This is a genomic window from Actinoplanes ianthinogenes (genome assembly GCF_018324205.1).
Classification (GTDB): domain Bacteria; phylum Actinomycetota; class Actinomycetes; order Mycobacteriales; family Micromonosporaceae; genus Actinoplanes; species Actinoplanes ianthinogenes.
Genome location: NZ_AP023356.1, coordinates 885,171 through 901,721, shown reverse-complemented (window position 1 = coordinate 901,721; position 16,551 = coordinate 885,171). Strand labels below are relative to the sequence as shown.

Genomic DNA, 16,551 nt, shown 5'->3' with positions numbered 1-16,551 from the left:
TTGGTTCTGGCGAGAGATCACCGTCCGTCGCCGCGTGATCGACACCTGGTAACAGCACCACCATCAACACCGAAGGACACACCGATGAAACCGCAGATCTGGTTTCTCACCGGCAGCCAGCACCTGTACGGGCCGGAGACGCTCCAGCAGGTGGCCGACCAGTCCGCTGAGATCCAGCGCACTCTCGCCGCGGGCCTGGGCGCCGAGCTGGTCACCCGTCCGGTCCTGACCGACTCGGGTGCGATCAAGCGGGTGATGCTGGACGCCAACGCCGACCCGAACGTGATCGGCGTGATCGCCTGGATGCACACGTTCTCCCCGGCCAAGATGTGGATCTCCGGCCTGGACGCGTTGCGCAAACCGCTGCTGCACCTGCACACCCAGCACAACATCTCGCTGCCCTGGGAGTCCATCGACATGGACTTCATGAACCTGAACCAGGCCGCGCACGGCGACCGGGAGTTCGGGTTCATCCAGGCGCGGCTGGGCGTGCCGCGCAAGACGGTGGCCGGGCACGTGTCCGATCCCACCGTGGTTTCCCGGATCAACGGCTGGGCCCAGGCCGCGGCCGGTCTCCAGCGGATGCGGACCCTGCGGCTGGCCCGCTTCGGCGACAACATGCGCGACGTCGCGGTCACCGAGGGCGACAAGGTCGAGGCCGAGCTGCGGTTCGGCGTCTCGGTCAACACCTACGGCGTCAACGACCTGGTGGAGGTGGTCGACGCCGCCGATGAGAAGACCGTGGACGACCTCGTCGCCGAGTACGCCGAGCTCTACGACCTGGCGCCGGAGCTGGCCGAGGGCGGCGAGCGGCACGAGTCGCTGCGCTACGGCGCGCGGATCGAGGCCGGTCTGCGGCAGTTCCTCACCGAGGGCGACTTCGGCGCCTTCACCACGAACTTCGAGGATCTCGGCGGCCTCCGTCAGCTGCCCGGCCTGGCCGTGCAGCGGCTGATGGCCGACGGGTACGGGTTCGGCGGCGAGGGTGACTGGAAGACCTCCGCGCTGCTGGCCACCGTGAAGGCGATGGGCGCCGGCTCGGACCGGGGCACCTCGTTCATGGAGGACTACACGTACCACTTCGGCCCGGGTGAGCCGAAGATCCTCGGCGCGCACATGCTCGAGGTCTGCCCCACCATCGCGGCGTCCCGGCCGCGTGTCGAGATTCACCCGCTGGGCATCGGCGGCCGGGAGGACCCGGTGCGTCTGGTGTTCGACGCGGCTCCCGGTGACGGTGTGGTGATCGGCCTGGCCGATCTGGGTGACCGTTTCCGCCTGGTGGCGAACGTTGTCGAGGTGGTCCCGCCGGACGAGCCGCTGCCCAATTTGCCTGTCGCCCGCGCGGTGTGGAAGCCTGCGCCGTCGCTGTCGACGTCGGCCGAGTGCTGGCTCACCGCGGGCGGTCCGCACCACACCGTCCTCACCCAGGCTGTCGGCGCGGAGGTCCTCCGTGACTTCGCGACGATGGCCCAGACCGAGCTGCTGCTCATCGAAGACCGCACGACGACCGACGACTTCGCCGATCGAGTGCGGTGGAACCAGGCGTACCACCGTCTGGCCCGCCCCCTGTAACACCGCTCTCAAAGAGGAGAATCACCGTGAAATACACCCGGCTCGCGGCAGCGTTCGCCGCTGCCACACTGGTGACGACCATGGCCGCCTGTGGGGACGCCGAGAAGACCACCGACAAGGAGGCGGCCGGCGGCAACACTGCCGGTGCGCTGATCGGTATCACGATGCCGACCAAGTCGTCGGAGCGCTGGATCCACGACGGCGACAACCTCAAGTCGCAGCTCGAGGGTCTGGGTTACAAGGTCGATCTGCAGTACGCGGAGAACGACATCCCGACCCAGACGCAGCAGCTGGACGCGCAGATCAGCAAGGGTGCCAAGCTGCTGATCATCGCGTCGATCGACGGCACCGCGCTCTCCTCGCAGCTGGACAACGCCGAGGCCGCGAAGATCCCGGTGATCGCGTACGACCGGCTGATCCGCGACAGCGCGACGGTGGACTACTACACCACGTTCGACAACTTCAAGGTCGGTGTGCAGCAGGCCACCTCGCTGCTGACCGGTCTGGGCGTGCTGAAGGCGGACGGCAGCAAGGGCGACGCGAAGGGCCCGTTCAACATCGAGCTGTTCGCGGGTTCGCCGGACGACAACAACGCGACGTTCTTCTTCAACGGCGCGAAGAGCATCCTCGACCCGTACATCAAGGACGGCACGCTGGTCGTGAAGTCCGGCCAGACCGACTTCAAGACGGTCGCCACCCTGCGCTGGGACCCGGAGACCGCGCAGAAGCGCATGGAGAACATCCTGACCTCCACCTACAAGGGTGGCACCAAGATCAACGGCGTGCTCTCGCCGTACGACGGCATCTCGATCGGTATCCTCTCCGCGCTGAAGTCGGGTGGCTACGGCACCGACGGCAAGTACCCGGTCGTCACCGGTCAGGACGCCGAGCTGGCCTCGACCAAGTCGATCATCAAGGGTGAGCAGTACTCGACCATCTACAAGGACACCCGCCAGCTGGCCAAGGTGACCGGTGAGATGGCCGACGCGATCCTGAAGGGCCAGACCCCGACCACGAACAACACCACCGACTACGACAACGGCAAGAAGGTCGTCCCGGCCCAGCTGCTGCAGTCGGTCATCGTCGACAAGAGCAACTACCAGAAGGAGCTCGTCGACAGCGGCTACTACACGGCCGACCAGCTGAAGTGATTCGAGTACCGCGCCCCGCCCGCCCCCCGGCGGGTGGGGCGCGGGCTTCGTCGGCCCATAGGAGGGTCTGCATGACCGACACGATCCTGCGGATGAGCGGTATCACCAAGACGTTCCCGGGCGTCAAGGCGTTGCAGGATGTCAACCTGGAAGTACGCAGGGGCGAGATCCTCGCGATCTGCGGGGAGAACGGGGCCGGCAAGTCGACCCTGATGAAGGTGCTCTCCGGGGTCTACCCGCACGGCACCTACGACGGCGACATCGAGTTCGAGGGCGAGCCCTGCCACTTCTCCGGCATCCGCGACAGCGAGCACCGGGGCATCGTCATCATCCACCAGGAGCTGGCGCTCGCCTCGAACCTGTCGATCGCGGAGAACATCTTCCTCGGCAACGAGCGGGCCAAGCACGGCTGGATCAACTGGAACGAGACCAACGCGGCGGCAGACGAGTTGCTGCGCCGGGTCGGGTTGAACGAGAGCGCGGTCACGCCGGTGATCGAACTCGGCGTCGGCAAGCAGCAACTGGTGGAGATCGCGAAAGCGCTCTCCAAGGACGTCAAGCTGCTGATCCTGGACGAGCCCACCGCCGCGCTCAACGACGCCGACTCGGAGCACCTGCTCGGTCTGCTCCGCGGTCTCCGTGACGAGGGCATCACCTGCGTCATCATCTCGCACAAGCTCAACGAGGTGATGGGAATCTCGGATCGGGTCACCATTCTGCGTGACGGCAAGACGATCTGGACCGACGAGATCGAGAACCTCTCCGAGGAGAAGATCATCGCGGGCATGGTCGGCCGCAGTCTGGAGAACCGGTACCCGGATCACGAGCCGACGATCGGCGAGGAGATCCTGCGGATCGAGGACTGGACCGTCTACAGCCCCACGCAGTCGGACCGCGCGCTGGTCCGCAAGGCGAACCTGACGCTGCGCCGCGGCGAGATCGTCGGGCTGGCCGGCCTGATGGGCGCGGGCCGCACCGAGCTGGCGATGAGCGTGTTCGGCCGGTCCTACGGGGTCAACATCTCCGGCAAGCTGATCAAGGACGGCAAGGAGATCCAGGCCCGGACGGTACGCGAGGCGATCGACCACGGCATCGCGTACGCCACCGAGGACCGTAAGCGGTACGGCCTCAACCTGATCGAGGACATCAAGCGCAACGTGTCCGCGGCCGGGCTGAGCAAGCTCGCCAACGCCGGCTGGGTCGACGGCAACGAGGAGCGCAAGGTCGCCGACGAGTTCCGGGCCAGCATGAACATCAAGGCGCCGAGCGTCGAGTCGGTCGTCGGCAAGCTCTCCGGCGGTAACCAGCAGAAGGTCGTGCTCTCCAAGTGGATCTTCACGGATCCGGACGTGCTGATCCTCGACGAGCCCACCCGCGGTATCGACGTCGGCGCGAAGTACGAGATCTACACGATCATCAACCGGCTCGCCGACGAGGGTAAAGCCATCCTGGTCATCTCGTCCGAGCTGCCCGAGCTGCTCGGGATCTGCGACCGTATCTACACCCTCTCGGCCGGCCGGATCACCGGCGAGGTGCCGCGTGCCGAGGCCACCCAGGAGAGCCTGATGACTCTCATGACGAAAGAAGAACAGGAGGTGGCGCCGTGACCGTCGCACCCACCAATGCCGATGTGTCCATGGACAAAGGACCGGCCGGTGCCCAGGACCAGGCGCCCCGGAAGATCAACTTCGACCTGAAGCAGAGCGGCATCTACATCGCCCTCGCGCTGACGATCGTCATCTTCACCGCGCTGACCGGCGGCGACCTGCTCGCCCCGCAGAACCTCAGCAACATCATCGTGCAGTACAGCTACATCCTGGTCCTCGCGATCGGCATGGTGCTGATCATCATCGCCGGGCACATCGACCTGTCGGTGGGGTCGGTGGTCGCCGCGTCCGGCGCGTTCGCCGCGGTGATGATGGTCAACTGGGATCTGCCCTGGCCGATCGCGATCCTCGCGACGCTGGTCTTCGGCGCGCTGGTCGGCGCCTGGCAGGGCTACTGGGTGGCCTACTTCGGCATCCCCGCCTTCATCGTCACCCTGGCCGGCATGCTCCTGTTCCGTGCCGTCACCTACCGCATCCTGGGCAACCAGGGCATCGGCCCGTTCCCGGACGACATCCGCACCCTCGCCAACGGCTTCACCCCCGGCTTCCTGAAAAACGTCGCCCTCGGCCCGCTCGGCGGCGCCGACGCGTTCAGCATCATCGTCGGCCTGCTCGTCGTGGTCGGCATGGTCGCCGTGCAGTGGCGCTCCCGGGCCGCCCGGATCCGCTACCACCAGACCGTCGACCCGATGTGGCTGTTCATCACCAAGGTCGCCGTCCCGGCCGTCCTCGTCATGTTCGTCGTCGTGCAGCTCGCCCGGTTCCGCAACCTGCCCTGGGTCCTCGTCCTGCTCGCCGTCCTGGTGGTCGGCTACACCCTGGTCACCAACCGGGCCGTCTTCGGCCGCCAGATCTACGCCGTCGGCGGCAACCTGCAGGCCGCCACGCTCTCCGGCGTCAAGGTCAAGTCGGTCGTGTTCTGGCTGTTCGTCAACATGGGCGTGCTCTCCGCCGTCGCCGGCATCATCTTCGCCGGCCGCCTCAACCTGGCCGGCCCGACCGCCGGCAACAGCTTCGAGCTCGACGCCATCGCGGCCGCCTTCATCGGCGGCGCCGCGGTCCAGGGCGGCGTCGGCAAGGTCGTCGGCGCGATCACCGGCGGCCTGATCATGGGCGTCATCAACAACGGCGCCGGCCTGCTCGGCTGGCAGACCGAAACCGTCATGTTCGTCAAGGGCGCGGTCCTGCTCGCCGCGGTCGCCTTCGACGTCTGGTCCAAGCGCCGCACCGCCGGCGCGAGGTAAGCAACCAGTTCGCGTGAAGGGGGCCGGGTGACCGGCCCCCTTTGCTGTTTCACCGCAGACGGACCGAACCTTCTCACCGCGGCCCGCCGAAGCTACTTCGCCGCTGCCAGGCCGAACGCGGACGGCCGCACACCGGGGAACACCCCGTCGAGGGCGCCGAACCCGCACCGCTTCTGGAGGATCTCGCCGATCACCGACCGGTAGTCGGTGGTCGCGGCCAGATCGCCGGCGACGAGCGCGCCGGGGGACAGACCCGGCCAGTTCGCGTACACCCGGCCGCCCCGGATGCCGCCGCCGAGCAGCAGCATCGCGTTGCCGTGGCCGTGGTCGGCGCCGCGCGACGCGTTCTCCTGCACCCGCCGGCCGAACTCGCTGATGGTCAGCACGGTGACGGTGTTCAGCGCGTCGCCCAGATCCGTGGCGAAGGCGGCGAGCGCCTGGGCCAGTTCGGTCAGGTTGTCGAACATCCGCTGGCCCTTGACCACCGTGCCGAGGCCCTCGTGCATGTCCCAGTCGCCGCAGTCGACGGCCGCCGTGACGAGACCGGCCTTCGACTTGACCAGCCGGGCCACGTCACGCAGGGCGGCGCCCAGCTCGGTGCCGGGATAGGCGGCGCCGCTGCTCACGGCGTACGCCAAGCCTTTGATCTGCTGGGTGGCGGACAGCGCGCGATCGGCGGACCGGGCGGGAGCGGCCAGCGCCGCAGGCGCGTCGGCATACATCGCGCGCAACGCGGCGGCCATCGGGCGCTTGTCGTTGCCGGCCAGGGTGAAGTCGTCGATTCCGGTCATCGCCACGTCGTCCGCGGCGCCCAGCATGAGCCGCGCGGGCATCGCGTGCCCCAGCGAGACACCGGCCAGCGGCGCGGTCGCGCCGGTCAGCCCGAGCATCCGGTCCAGCCAGCCGCTGCGGATCGAGGTGCCGGGCGCGGCGTTCTCCATCGCCTCCATCGCGGCGAAGTGCGAGCGCGTCGGGTTCGGCTGCCCGACCGCGTGCACCGCGGCCAGCTTCCCGCTCTTCCAGAGCGGCAGAATCGGGGCGAGCGCCGGGTGCAGGCCGAAGGTTCCGTCACCCCCGATCACCAGATTCTTCGGTACGCCGATAGCCGGCCGTGCCTGGTAGTACCCGGGGTCGCCGATCGGGGCGATCGCCGACAGGCCGTCGAAGCCGCCGCGCAGCGAGATCACCACCAGGGTGTCGCCGGTGTAGGCCGGCCCCTCGGCGGCGAAGGCGACCCTGGTGCTCAGCGTGGCGCCGGCCAGCCCGGTCAGCGCGGCGCCCAGCACCGCGCGGCGGGACAGCTCGGGGCAGCAGAGTTCGGTCTTCATGATCACCTCAGCTGGAAGGACGGCGCGTCGAGCACCAGCGCGATCAGGTAAGGCGCGTGGCCCGCGACGTTCTTGTCGACAGCACTGGTCGGCAGCTTTCCGGCGACGCTGAGCACGGCGGCGGTGTGCGCGGCCGGCAGCCGGGCCCCGATCAGCCGGGTGGCGAGCGCGTCGACCAGCTCGCCGTAGGTCGCCGGCAGCGCCGGGACCAGGGACTTCAGCAGGTCGGCGGGGCGGGTCAGCTGCTTCGGGTACCAACCGGCGGCCAGGTTCAGGTGCAGGTTGCAGCGCATCAGGAACGCGGAGGGCGACGCCCAGACCGCCGCGGCGTCCGGGAACCCGTTCGGCGGGGCCCAGCGCAGCGGGGCGTTCCCGGCCGCGACCAGGATGTCGTAGAGCGAGCTCAGCCCCTTGGTGCCGTCCTTCTCCGGCTTCAGCCCGAGGGCGCGGACGGCGGCGACCAGGTCCTCGAACGGGGTGCGGACCTTCTGCCCGGCCGCGGCGGCGAACTCCGCGGAGGTGAACAGGGCGCGCAGGACCGGGACGATCGCGGTGCCGTTGTCCAGGTAGACCTTGGCCAGGCGGGTGACCAGCGCGGCGGGCGGCTCGTCGGCGACGAACCGGACGCACAGCTTGCGGGCCAGCAGCTCGGCGGTCTTGGGGTGTTTCGCCAGGTGGTCGAGGAAGGCCAGCGCCACGGACTCGCCGTCGGCGGCCGGGTTGGCGTGCCGGAACCCCAGGATGTCGACCGGGCCGGTGGCGTGCCGGGACGCGTCGTACACGTAATTGCCGGCCTTGCTCACCGTCATCCCGGTCAGCAGCCGCGCGGCGTCCCGCACGTCGGACTCGTCGTAGGCGAGGCCGACGGTGTGCAGCTCCATCAGCTCCCGGGCGTAGTTCTCGTTCGGGTGCGCCTTGGCCGACGAGCGCTGGTCCAGGTAGGTGAGCATGGCCGGGTGCCGGGCCGCGTCCTTGAGCATGTCGGCGAACCGGCCGAAGGTGTGCTTGCGGATCACCTGGGCGTCGTAGTCGCCGCGGGTGTCCCAGACACCGCTGCTCGGGGCCGCGACGTGCAGGTGGTTGGCCCAGAAGCCGGCGACCGTCTCGAACAGCTGGCGCTCGCTCCACGCGGCGCGGGCGATGATCGCCTGGCCCAGCTGGCGGAACCCGTCGTAGGAGTCCTTGGGGAGGGCGGCGCGGACCGCGGCCGGGGTGGCGTGGGCCTGGGGGAGTCGCTTCAGCAGCTGGTCGCAGGCGGTGTCGTCGATCTTCCGCGGGTTCAGCTGGCGGTCCAGCCACTGCGCGGCGCCGAGCTTGCGGGCCTCGGCGAGGGTGGCCGGGGTGGCGCCGAAGGTGGCGCGGCGCAGTAGGTGCGCGATCGGGTCGCTGCTCTGTGTCGCGGTGGGTCGTGCCGGGGTCTTCTCCGCCGCGGCGCCCGGGGTCTTCTCCGCCGCCGCGGCCGGCGTCTCCATGATCAACCCGGCGGTGATGGCGGCGGATCCGGCGAGCAGAGTGCGGCGGGTCGTCGTCATGCCGTTCGATTCGGCCCGTGCGGACGGGGCCGTCGGGACCGCAACCGTGACTAACGTTCCCGCAATCCGCGCGCACCCGTGACCGGACACCGGTGACGGACGTAGAGTCTCACCCGTGGATCAGGCTGAAACGGTACTCACCCCCTCGTCCTGGGTCGTCGTCGGTCTCGACAACGGTGGCACCTGCAACAACGCCACCGTCCTCGACGCGACGGGCCAGTTCCTGGTGAACAACATGGTGGAGAACCCGTCGCGCGTCCTCGACGGACCGGAGTCGGCCGTGGAGGCGCTCGCCGACGCGTTCGCCGGGATCCTGGAGCTGACCAGCACCCCGCTGTCCCTGGTCCGCGCGGTCGGCCTGGACACGCCCGGCCCGGCCAGCGCGCACGGGGTGATCTCGTCCAAGGGCGCGACGAACTTCAACCAGGTGTCCTGGCACGGATTCGACATCCGGGGCGCGCTCGAGGCCCGGCTCGGCCTGCCGGTGATCTACAACAACGACGCGAACGCGGCCGCGCTCTACGCCCACCACCGGCACTTCGGGACCGCCGCGCTGGAGACCTCGTCGGTCGCCGCGATCGTCGGCACCGGCCTCGGCGGGGGAGTGGTGGAGAACGGGAAGGTGATCCGCGGCGCGGCCGGGATGGCCGGCGAGCTCGGGCACGTGCAGATCCCGCTCCACGGCGTGCTCGAGGACGACCAGCCGGTGCCGGTCTGCAACTGCGGGTTCGCCGGCGACGTCGAGGCGATCGCGTCGCTGACCGGGATCAAGAACAACCTGTTGCCGTACTGGTTGACCCGCTTCCCGGAGCACCCGCTCGCGGCCGAGCCGATCGGCAAGGCGGCGAAGCTGCTGCGCGGTTACGGCGAGAAGGAAGATCCGCTGGCGATGGCCGTCTTCGGTCAGCAGGCGAAGGCGATCGGCAAGCTGTTCACCATCGCGGCCAACTTCACCGACCCCTCGGCATACTTCTTGGGCGGCGGCGTGGTCGAGGCCGCCCCGCACTTCCGGCAGTGGTTCCTCAACACCGTCCGGGAGAACACGCAGCTCCGCGACGAGCAGGCCAAGGCGGCGACGTTCGCCCTGGTCGCCGACCTGGACATGGCCGGTGCCCGGGGTGCGGCGGTGGCCGCCCTCGACGCGGTCGCCAACAACCCCCGCTAACCCCAGTCATGATCACCGCCGCCGGTCACGGCCGGCGGCTGGTCGCGGTCGGCACGCCAGGCCATGCCGTCGCTGGTCGGGGTCGGCGTGCCAGGCCATGCCGTCGTTGGTCGGGGTCGGCGTGCCAGGCCACGCCGTCGGTGGTCGGGGTCGGCGTGCCAGGCCACGCCGCCGCTGGTTGTGGCTCCGGCCGCCGGTCACGGCCAGCCGGTGACCCCAGTCAGATCCGGCCCGCACCCGCTTGCTGTCCGCTGCCCAGTCACCGCCCAAGTCCGACTTTTCCGGTAGGCCGCAGCCGGCGAGCCCGGGCAACACCGCGCCTACCCGCCCTGTGTTGTCCGGCTGGCACCTATGGCCCTGTCCGGACCCCGGGTCGGCGAGCCCGGCAACGCCACCTGCCCGCCCTTCGCTACCCGGCTGGTCCTGGTAGCCCTATCCGGACCCCGGATAGGGCCATGGGTGCCAGCCCGGCAAACGCAGCTGGTGCTGATGGCCCTATCTGGGCCCGGGATAGGGCTCTGGGCGCCAGCCCGGGTTCTGGCCTTGCGCTGCGGGTTCTGAATCGGGCGGGTCAACGATGGCGAGCACGAGCGGGGACACCGGGTCGGGGCGCTCCGAGGACACGATCCGGGTACCGGGAACCGGCGCCGTACCGGCATCGCACCAACCGCAACCAGGATCATGAACGGCACACCACGCAGGAGCGGACCGCTAGCGGCGGCTGCGACCGTGACTCACTGACCCCGTGGCCTGGCGTGCGGGTCGGACCAGCCGCGTACCGTGAGGGGCGGCCGCGCCGATGTCGGCGTCGCTGAGCATGCGGGTGCTGCAGCGCTCGCAGCCCGCCCTCCCAAGGGGGACCTTCCTCGACCAGTGTGGCGGGTTTCGGAGGGCAGCGTCGGGCGGGCTGTGGATGACGCCATGGTGTGGACAACGGGGTGGCCATGCACGCCTGGGCCTGCGCACCTCGGGCGGGTGCACGACCGGGCATGCGCACCTCGGGCGGGTGCACGACCGGGCATCCGCACCTCCGGCGGGTGCACGACCGGGCATCCGCACCTCCGGCGGATGCAGGGCTGGGCCTGCGCACCTCGGGCGGGTGCACGGCTGGGCATGCGCGCCTCGGGCGGGTGCTTCGGGGCGTACGGGAAACGGGTTAATCGGTTTTTATGGCTTTTTCTACGTCCGGGAACATCGGGAGGTAGTCGCTGAGGCCGAGGGTGTTGAAGAGGCGGCGGAGGAAGCCGGACGGGGCGGCCAGGCGGACCCAGCCGCCGCGCTCCATGGCGCGGCCGTGGGCGGTGACCAGGACGCCGACACCCATCGAGTCGCAGAAGTCGAGGCCGGAGACGTCCACGACGACGCGCGGGGCGGGACGCTCGACCAGGCGGCCGAGGTTGGCCTTCAGGGCGGGCGCGGTATCGATGTCGAGGGAACCGCGCAGGACGAGGACGGCCGTGTTCGGTGGGTGGTGCGCGACCGATACCTGCATTCGCTGAGATCTTTCGGGTCGGGGGGCGGACTCCCTGACAACCCTATGCGAGCCCGCCCACCGACGCAGTTCTCAGATCGAGTTACGCCATTTCCGGCCGTTCCGCCCGATCAGGCGATCGGCGTCGGCCGGACCCCACGAGGCGGCCTCGTAGGTCGGGATCGGGGAGCGGTCGTTCGCCCAGTGCTCGATGATCGGGTCGACGACCCGCCACGACTGCTCCACCTCGTCACTGCGGATGAACAGCGACGCGTCGCCCACCAGCGCGTCCAGCAGCAGACGCTCGTACGCCTCCGGCGACTCTTCCACGAAGGTCTGGTCGTACGAGAAGTCCATGCTGGCGGTCCGCACCCGGAACGAGTGGCCCGGCACCTTCGCCCCGAAGCGCAGCGAAATGCCCTCGTTCGGCTGGATGCGGAGCACCAGGGCGTCCGCGTCCAGCTCGGTGAGCTGGCTGGTCGGGATCGGCAGGTGCGGCGGGCGCTGGAACTGCAGCGCGACCTCCGTGACCCGGGCCGGCAGGCGCTTGCCGGTGCGCACGTAGAACGGCACGCCCGCCCAGCGCCAGTTGTCCACGTTGAGGCGCAGCGCGGCGTAGGTCTCGGTACGCGACAGCGGGTCGACGCCCACCTCCTCGCGGTAACCGGCCATCAGCTCCTCGCGGGTGCCGCCCCGCGTGTACTGCCCGCGGACCGCGGCGTCGGCGATGTCCCGGTCGGTGGGCAGCCGGATCGCCTGGAGCAGCTTCACCTTCTCGCTGCGCAGGCCCTCACCACCGAACGACGCCGGCGGCTCCATCAGGGCCAGGGCGAGCACCTGAAGAACGTGGTTCTGCACGATGTCGCGCATCGCGCCGGCCGACTCGTAGAACCCGCCGCGGGTGCCGACGCCGAGCGTCTCGGCCACCGTGATCTGCACGTGGTCGACCCAGGAGCGGTCCCAGATCGGCTGGAAGATCGAGTTGGCGAAGCGGAGGGCCAGGACGTTCTGCACGGTGTCCTTGCCCAGGTAGTGGTCGATCCGGAAGACGCTGGCCTCGTCGAAGGCGGCGTGCACGACGCCGTCGAGCTCGCGAGCGGTGGCCAGATCCCGGCCGTACGGCTTCTCGATGACCAGGCGGGAGAAGGAGCCCTCGGCCGCCTGGTTCAACCCGGCGCCGGCGAGGCCGCAGATCACCGGCTCGAACGCGTTGGCCGGGGTCGACAGGTAGAACAGCCGGTTACCGGACGTGCCGCGCTGCGCGTCCAGCTCGTCGAGCGTCTCGGCCAGACGCTTGTAGGTCTCCGGGTCGTCGTAGCCGCCCGACACGTAGCGGATGCCGCCGGCGAGCTGTCGCTTCTCGCTCAGGCTGCGGCCGCCGAGGGCGCTCTCCGCGAACTGCTCGTCGGACATCGGCGTCCGGGCGACGCCGACCAGGGCGAACTGGTCCGGCAGGCGGCCGTGGCGGGCCAGGCTCTCGACCGCCGGCAGCAGCTTGCGGCGGGTCAGGTCACCGGAGGCGCCGAAGATCACCAGAGTGGCCGGCGGCGCGCTGCGCTCCTGGATGAGCTGAGGTTGGTCCATCGTCTCCGTGTCCTCCGACCGGGTTGTTACCGTCCGTTTGAACCTTACGCAGCGGGCACCCCCCGTGGTTCACCGCGACGTGTGCCGCCCAGCACATGGGCTTGCCCGCTCGCTGCTTCCTCGCTGGTTCTGTGCTGCTTGCTCGATGCTTCGTCGATCGGGGCGACCTAAGCGATAAAAGTGGCAAAATGGTCGCAAAGGTCTGGCAACCGAGGGGGACCCCGTGAAGTACCGGCTCGTGACCCGCAGCGACTTCGACGGCCTGGTCTGCGCCGTGCTGCTGCGGCACCTCGACATGATCGACGACATCATGTTCGTGCACCCCAAGGACGTGCAGGACGGCGCCGTCGACATCACCGAGCGGGACATCCTCACCAACCTGCCGTACGACGGCCGGGCCCACCTCGTCTACGACCACCACCACTCGGAGACGATCCGGAACGAGGGTGATCGGAGCAACCACATCATCGACGCCGAGGCGCCGTCGGCGGCCCGGGTCATCTACGAGCACTTCGGGGGCAAACAGCGCTTTCCCAAGGTGTCGGACGACCTGATGCGCGCGGTGGACCAGGCGGACTCGGCGGACTACTCGCTGACCGACATCCTGAGCCCGACCGGGTGGACGCTGCTCAACTTCCTGATGGACAGCCGGACCGGGCTGGGGCGATTCCGGAATTTCCGGATCTCGAACTACCAGCTGATGATGCAGCTGATCGACGCGTGCATCGAGCACCAGGACGTGCACGAGATCCTCGCCCTGCCGGACGTCGCCGAGCGGGCCACCCTGTTCCACGAATGCTCGGCTCGCTTCGTCGAGCAGCTGCACCGGGTCACCCACCTGGACGGGGACGTGATCATCGTGGACCTGCGGGACGAGGAGGTGATCGAGGCGGGGAACCGGTTCATGGTCTACGCGCTCTACCCGGAGGCCCGGGTCTCGGTGCACATCATCTGGGGCCGGCAGAAGTTGAACACGGTGTTCGCCTGCGGGAAGTCGATCGTCGACCGCAGCTCGCCGGTGGACATCGGTGAGGTGATGCTGCGGTACGGCGGGGGCGGGCACATCGCGGCCGGCACCTGCCAGGTCCCGCACGACGAGTCGGAGCGGGTGGAACGCGAAATCATCGACGCACTCCGCACCGAGCGGGTCGTTCCGGTCTGAGCGGACCGGTGGGCCGTGCCGTCGTGGTGTGAAGCACCGCGCGGGCGGGAAGTCACCTTCCCGCCCGCCCGATGCGCGGATCATGGGCCTTGCCCGGGGCCCCACCCGCCTGTCGTGACTCGCGCCCCACGCGCGAACCGCGACTCGCCTCACGCCCACCCGCGTGAGGTTTTCCCGTTGCAGGACCCTGCCTGCGTGGGAGTCTGCGTCAGCCGTGGTAACTCCAGCGGCTGGCCGAAACGGTCTCCTTCTCCTCAGACGGTTCCGGAGCCTCGGACGTTGCCTCCGGCGCCGGAGATTCCTCAGGCTCGCCCGGCTCGTCGGGCTCCGTGGCCCGGTGCCGGTTGCGCAGCACCATCCAGCCGGCCCCGATCAGCGCCAGCGCGGCCACCACCCAGCCGCCCATCGCGAGCGCCGAACCGCCCCGATCATCGTCCTGGGCCTGCGCCACCGTGTCCGCGAACAGCTGCTCCTCATCGGACGCCGCCTCGGTCGCCGCCGCACCGTGATGCCCGGCCGCTGCCGCCGCTCCGTCCGGATCCGGTGTCAGTGTCATCCCGGCCGTCATGGCCGGACCGGTCTTCCCGTCGGCATACGTCCCGACCAGGGTGAACTGCACCGTACTGAGCGTAGGCAGCGGGCCGACCGCCACACTCAGATCCGCGGCCCCACCCGGCGCGATGGCCTTCCCGCCGACCGCGATCCAGGTGATCGACTTGGGTACCTGGGTCACCGGCGTGCCGTTGTGAATCGTCTTGAGCGGCGTCGACAGCTCCTGCCACTCGATCTGCGGCGCCCAGTCATCCACCGACAGCGGATAGACCTCAGCAATCGGGGTGTCCGCCGGAATCCGCAGCGTCACGCGAGTGATCGGCTGAGTCGCGTCGTTGACCACGTGGTAGGCCAGGTTCTGGCCGCTGCCCTGTGGCGCGCTGGACGGGCTGATGGTCACGTCGGCGAAGGCCGGACCGGCCACGCCGAGTGCGCCCGCGGTCGCCACGAGGGTCAGTGCTGTTCCCAAATACCTCACGGGAGTTAGTTCGGATCACAGCCCCCGATGGTTCAACGCCACACAGAAACTTTTCTCCGGCCTCGCGCGCGGCATCACGGGCAGCGGCGGAGCGAAGGTGGCGCAGGGTGGGGCGGGCTTCGGGCACACCGAGACAGGGCGGCCCGGAAGGAAGTTGCGAGCCGTCACCGTCCGCGTCGCGAGGTCGGGCCATGTCCGTGGTCCGCCGATCGACGCCTTTCGGCAGGGTCCTCCGTCGCGAATTCCGCCCAGCATCAGCCACCGTCCGACACGAGGCGAGCCAGAACGGAATTGACGCCATTGCTATTAGTCCCGCCCCCGACAGGGAGATCCGCGAATCCGGTCGCCCGGGATAGCATTGAGTGACACCTTGGCCGTCGCTATACAGTGACCACCCTCATTCATGAAATTCCCACCTTCGGCCGCAGGCACCCGCAACGCACAGCGAACCGATCCGACGGTGACCAATCGCCTTGCCCGCCGCCAAGGCACGACCGCGAGCGCCGACGGCGAGGGTGACGGCAGCGTAGGCCGTTGCGACGGCGACGGTCGCGGCTTTGGCACGCGTGACAACTGCGGCACGCTTGTCCGGGAAGCTGATGCAGCTGGTCGCAATGATGCCGCTGGTCGGGGTGACGCCGCTGGTCGCGATGATGCTGCTCGTCGCGGTGGGTCCGATCGTCGCCGTGGGGCCGCTGGCCTCGGCGGCGACGGCGCTGCGGCGGGTCGTGCTGTGGGTGGGCGGTGCATCTCGGCGGCGATCGCCTCGGCGTCGGCATAGCCCAGGCGCCGCAGCTTCTCGGCATGGCGGCGGCGTAGTCCCACCGCCCGGCGCCGCTGGTGCTCTCGCCGAAATGCGTCCTTGACCGGCGAATAATTGCGTGCCGCAGTGCGGTCTCGCATCTTCGCGAGTTCCGCCCTCCCGAACAACGACAACTGCTGCATGAATCGATTATCGCGCTTCCGAATCCACCTCGTCAGTGCCGGAACGTGCCATCCGCAAGATCTTTACAGCGTTCTTCCGCAATAAATTTTGGGAAATAATTGGCGTCGGAAATAAGGTGTCGGGTGGCGAGGTGAGCGGCTGCCGATGGGCGATCCAGCGGACGAGGCGATGGGCGGCGGGTGCCGGGGCGCGGGGCAGCCGGGTGGCGGGATGGCCGGGTGGCCCGGGTGGCTGGGCGGCGGGTTGCCGGGTGGCCCGGGTGGCTGGGCGGCGGGGTGGCCGGGCGGCGGGGCAGCCGGATGGCGGGGCGCGGGGCGGCCGGGTGCTGGGCGGCCGAGTGCTGGGCCGCACGGTGGCGGGGCGGTAGGGCGGTAGGGCGGTAGGGCGGCAGGGCGATGGGGCCGACTACCCGGCGCGCTGGCGTCCGGTGGAGCGGCAAGCCTCGGTGCGCGAGCGGGACCGCGGCTTTCGGCGTACCCAAAAGGGCGGAGCCCTGGCGAACCGAGCGGGCCCGGCGGGCCCGGAAAACGCTGGTGGCATGATGTGCCGATGCGTGACGTGCCGATCGACGGTGACATGATCCGGCTGGGTCAGTTTCTCAAGCTGGCCGACCTCATCGAGACCGGAGGCGAGGGCAAGATCCTCATCGCCTCCGGCGACGTCGCCGTGAACGGCGAGGTCGACACCCGCCGTGGCCGGCAGCTGCACCCCGGCGACGTCGTGACCGTCCAGGGCCGCTCGGCACGGGTCGTCCCCTAA

Annotated in this window: 12 protein-coding genes; 7 read left to right on the top strand and 5 right to left on the bottom strand. The window is 69.5% G+C overall.

Features of this window, described 5'->3' with window-relative positions:
• The first annotated feature begins 84 nt into the window (after window positions 1-84).
• The 4 genes from araA (at window position 85) to mmsB (ending at window position 5,574) form a co-directional block, all read left to right on the top strand.
• Window positions 85-1,572 (top strand): L-arabinose isomerase, encoded by a 1,488-nt coding sequence (gene araA / locus Aiant_RS04175; protein ID WP_189331022.1) that lies wholly within the window; start codon window positions 85-87, stop codon window positions 1,570-1,572.
• 26 nt (window positions 1,573-1,598) lie between these two features.
• Window positions 1,599-2,723 carry a multiple monosaccharide ABC transporter substrate-binding protein gene (chvE, locus tag Aiant_RS04170; protein WP_229830072.1) on the top strand — a complete coding sequence of 375 codons (1,125 nt, stop codon included), beginning with the start codon at window positions 1,599-1,601 and terminating at the stop codon, window positions 2,721-2,723.
• A 71-nt stretch (window positions 2,724-2,794) separates the two neighbouring features.
• Window positions 2,795-4,330 (top strand): multiple monosaccharide ABC transporter ATP-binding protein, encoded by a 1,536-nt coding sequence (gene mmsA / locus Aiant_RS04165; RefSeq protein WP_189331021.1) that lies wholly within the window; start codon window positions 2,795-2,797, stop codon window positions 4,328-4,330.
• Window positions 4,327-5,574: a multiple monosaccharide ABC transporter permease gene (gene mmsB, locus Aiant_RS04160; RefSeq protein ID WP_212846950.1), complete on the top strand. Its 1,248-nt coding sequence runs from the start codon at window positions 4,327-4,329 to the stop codon at window positions 5,572-5,574. The genes mmsA and mmsB overlap by 4 nt, the downstream gene beginning before the upstream one ends.
• Window positions 5,575-5,666: 92 nt before the next feature.
• Here mmsB and Aiant_RS04155 read toward each other — a convergent pair whose 3' ends face one another.
• Window positions 5,667-6,902, bottom strand: a complete 1,236-nt coding sequence (locus Aiant_RS04155) for a DUF1501 domain-containing protein (RefSeq protein ID WP_189331020.1) — start codon at window positions 6,900-6,902, stop codon at window positions 5,667-5,669.
• A gap of 2 nt (window positions 6,903-6,904) precedes the next feature.
• Window positions 6,905-8,434, bottom strand: a complete 1,530-nt coding sequence (locus tag Aiant_RS04150; protein ID WP_189331019.1) for a DUF1800 domain-containing protein — start codon at window positions 8,432-8,434, stop codon at window positions 6,905-6,907.
• Between the two features lie 115 nt (window positions 8,435-8,549).
• Here Aiant_RS04150 and Aiant_RS04145 point away from each other — a divergent pair, with 115 nt between their 5' ends.
• Window positions 8,550-9,599, top strand: a complete 1,050-nt coding sequence (locus tag Aiant_RS04145) for an ROK family protein (RefSeq protein ID WP_189331018.1) — start codon at window positions 8,550-8,552, stop codon at window positions 9,597-9,599.
• Window positions 9,600-10,755: 1,156 nt separating this feature from the next.
• Here Aiant_RS04145 and Aiant_RS04140 read toward each other — a convergent pair.
• Both Aiant_RS04140 and zwf read right to left on the bottom strand, forming a co-directional pair.
• Window positions 10,756-11,091, bottom strand: coding sequence for an STAS domain-containing protein (locus Aiant_RS04140; RefSeq protein ID WP_189331017.1), 336 nt, complete (start codon window positions 11,089-11,091; stop codon window positions 10,756-10,758).
• Window positions 11,092-11,163: 72 nt separating this feature from the next.
• Window positions 11,164-12,654: a glucose-6-phosphate dehydrogenase gene (zwf, locus tag Aiant_RS04135; protein ID WP_189331016.1), complete on the bottom strand. Its 1,491-nt coding sequence runs from the start codon at window positions 12,652-12,654 to the stop codon at window positions 11,164-11,166.
• Window positions 12,655-12,877: 223 nt separating this feature from the next.
• Here zwf and Aiant_RS04130 point away from each other — a divergent pair, with 223 nt between their 5' ends.
• A complete protein-coding gene (locus tag Aiant_RS04130) occupies window positions 12,878-13,816 on the top strand; it encodes a DHH family phosphoesterase (protein ID WP_189331015.1) in 939 nt (312 codons plus the stop codon).
• 208 nt (window positions 13,817-14,024) lie between these two features.
• Here the strand turns inward: Aiant_RS04130 and Aiant_RS04125 are convergent, their stop codons facing one another.
• The gene (locus Aiant_RS04125; protein WP_189331014.1) at window positions 14,025-14,837 is read right to left on the bottom strand and encodes a DUF1775 domain-containing protein; all 813 of its coding nucleotides are present in this window, start codon (window positions 14,835-14,837) and stop codon (window positions 14,025-14,027) included.
• A gap of 1,504 nt (window positions 14,838-16,341) precedes the next feature.
• Here Aiant_RS04125 and Aiant_RS04120 point away from each other — a divergent pair.
• A complete protein-coding gene (locus tag Aiant_RS04120) occupies window positions 16,342-16,551 on the top strand; it encodes an RNA-binding S4 domain-containing protein (RefSeq protein ID WP_189331013.1) in 210 nt (69 codons plus the stop codon).

What these genes read in the sequence shown, in the direction of transcription:
- araA (WP_189331022.1), top strand. Translation starts at nt 85, where the DNA reads ATGAAACCGCAGATCTGGTTTCTCACCGGCAGCCAGCACCTGTACGGG.
- mmsA (WP_189331021.1), top strand. Translation starts at nt 2,795, where the DNA reads ATGACCGACACGATCCTGCGGATGAGCGGTATCACCAAGACGTTCCCG.
- Aiant_RS04155 (WP_189331020.1), bottom strand. Translation starts at nt 6,902, where the DNA reads ATGAAGACCGAACTCTGCTGCCCCGAGCTGTCCCGCCGCGCGGTGCTG.
- Aiant_RS04150 (WP_189331019.1), bottom strand. Translation starts at nt 8,434, where the DNA reads ATGACGACGACCCGCCGCACTCTGCTCGCCGGATCCGCCGCCATCACC.
- Aiant_RS04140 (WP_189331017.1), bottom strand. Translation starts at nt 11,091, where the DNA reads ATGCAGGTATCGGTCGCGCACCACCCACCGAACACGGCCGTCCTCGTC.
- zwf (WP_189331016.1), bottom strand. Translation starts at nt 12,654, where the DNA reads ATGGACCAACCTCAGCTCATCCAGGAGCGCAGCGCGCCGCCGGCCACT.
- Aiant_RS04120 (WP_189331013.1), top strand. Translation starts at nt 16,342, where the DNA reads ATGCGTGACGTGCCGATCGACGGTGACATGATCCGGCTGGGTCAGTTT.